Origin of the sequence: Acidiphilium sp. PM, assembly GCF_000219295.1 — a bacterium.
Classification (GTDB): Bacteria; Pseudomonadota; Alphaproteobacteria; order Acetobacterales; family Acetobacteraceae; genus Acidiphilium; species Acidiphilium multivorum.
Window position 1 is genome coordinate 1 of record NZ_AFPR01000539.1, and the last position, 1,981, is coordinate 1,981.

Sequence of the window (1,981 nt, forward strand, 5' to 3'; positions counted from 1 at the left end):
GGAGGCACCCGGTCTGCACGGGTGAGCAAGGCCCGGGGGGTTGGGCCGGGAGCAGGCGGGCAGGTTTGGTATGGCGTACCGACAAGGCCGCCATCTCAACTGATCCACCGCGACAATATGCTTTGTCGCATAAATCCTAAGTTGTGCGACAACCCTGGCCCCGGTGAAAACGACCATGGCAGCCGCCAGACTTCAGATCGCGTGATCCCGAAATCAGACATTCAACTCCACCTAATCGCGGCTTGCGAAGCTCCAGATTTCGAGTGCATCGTGCATAGATGACCTGGAAAACTCATACATTGGCAACAGAGGGTGAAGTATTCGAGCTTCTGATGAGGTGGCGCGGGGATAAGTGGTATTCGCGAGGCCAGTCAAAATGTTACAATTGTTTGATACCATCGATTGACCGTGATGCGATGAACGGGAAATCCCGTCCTGAGAAGATCAACCTTGAGCGTAGGAGCATAGACATCTTTCGTGCTTCAGCCAGGTTCTTCTCACACCCAGGGGAAATAATCGCTCTTACAGATGATCTTATCGCACTCGCTATACTGCGCCATCATGGTGTGCGGACTCGTCTGCTTGACTGGTCGCGCTCACCCTTTGTGGCTGCATATTTTGCGGTTTGCTGTGATGATGACGAAGATGGCGAGATTTGGGGGTTCGATGAAAGCGAATACATGAAGAAGGGTGTATCGCAGTGGTCAAACCCGGCTGAATGGAAATACGAATTTGAGAAGGCGGCATTTTACCCGGGCAAAGGTCTAGATTTTTTTGTGTGTATGACTTATCCGACAGGTTTTGGCCGACAAAATGCCCAAGACGGTCTTTATTCTCTTACATCGATATTCGACCGAGATCACGCTGAACGAATAGAACAACTATTAAACAAACCTGAATCGCACGCTCGATACCTAATTCCAAAAACACTCAAAGCGACAATCCGAGATCGGCTGCGCCTGGAACATGGCATCTGGGATGTATCGCTATATCCTGACTCTGCGGGTGCGGCCAAGACAGCAGGGGCTGTGTTCCCGTAAGATATTATTAAGATATACGCTAGCATTTCGTGGAAATGGCCCCTACCCATCTATCATCTGCCAAACTCGGGAGTGGTTGGTTTGTCCGGTATCTCAGAAGCCTTTGTTTAAAGCAGCCGTTCCGCTTTCCCCCAGCTAGGTCACCGATTGTCGCATAACTTGTGAATTACGCACCAGCCGGAAACGACCGGGCTTTGACACTTGCAGGTCATTCAGGCGCATCGACAAGCAGATACTAAATTTTGGTGGTATCATTGAAAGCACGTTGGCCAATGTTTTCGATCAGACGAAGCAGGTAGCCATCCGGGTCCATGACCAGAAACTGTCGCTGGCCGAATTCAACCGTGTTGGCTCGATACCACGCCTCCTCAGGCTCCTTGAATAGCGAACATCCCGCTTTTGCCAGTCGGTCTAGGATCGGCCGGAGGGTCGGTGTCTTGATCTGGAAATTGATGCCACGACCAAGTGGTGCTTCGAGCGGCCCCGTCACCCATTGGTCGTCTGCCGTGTTGCGCTGCTCAAGCATTACCTGAGCACCGTCAAGGTCCAGGTATGCGAAGCCGGTTTCCGGCCGGTCGAATGCTACGGAGAAGCCGATCAGATTGCACCAAAAACGCAGGCTCACCTCCAAGTCCGAAACCACCAGTTCCGGAACCAGCCTCGCCGAGTTTGCCATTCCAATAAGCCCTTTAACCCCTATCCGACCGCTGTAATTACAGCTGCCCGCTGCTGCTACCCCCCCCCAAGTTCGCCACGCTCGTGCGAAATTCCTGATTTTCGCATTTTCTGATTCCAATAATGATGCTGTATCGTGGCGCGGATGGGAAATGCACTTTCAGGATCACCTGGACCGCATCCGTGGATGGCAATGCCCCATCCGCAAGCACTCCATCTGGAATTGCGAAGCCTCCACGCAGTCTATCTCATCCTGCCCACCTCGG

2 protein-coding genes are annotated in these 1,981 nt (G+C 52.5%); one reads left to right on the forward strand and one right to left on the reverse strand.

Going from position 1 to position 1,981, the window contains the following annotated elements; all coding sequences use genetic code 11:
- Positions 1–278 precede the first annotated feature (278 nt).
- Positions 279–1,040: an FRG domain-containing protein gene (locus APM_RS20815; RefSeq protein ID WP_007424771.1), complete on the forward strand. Its 762-nt coding sequence runs from the start codon at positions 279–281 to the stop codon at positions 1,038–1,040.
- Between the two features lie 235 nt (positions 1,041–1,275).
- Here APM_RS20815 and APM_RS17710 read toward each other — a convergent pair whose 3' ends face one another.
- Positions 1,276–1,716, reverse strand: coding sequence for a VOC family protein (locus APM_RS17710; RefSeq protein WP_013640682.1), 441 nt, complete (start codon positions 1,714–1,716; stop codon positions 1,276–1,278).
- Between the last annotated feature and the right edge of the window lie 265 nt (positions 1,717–1,981).

Coding starts and splice junctions, on each gene's coding strand:
- APM_RS20815 (WP_007424771.1), top strand. CDS start 279: ATGACCTGGAAAACTCATACATTGGCAACAGAGGGTGAAGTATTCGAG.
- APM_RS17710 (WP_013640682.1), bottom strand. CDS start 1,716: ATGGCAAACTCGGCGAGGCTGGTTCCGGAACTGGTGGTTTCGGACTTG.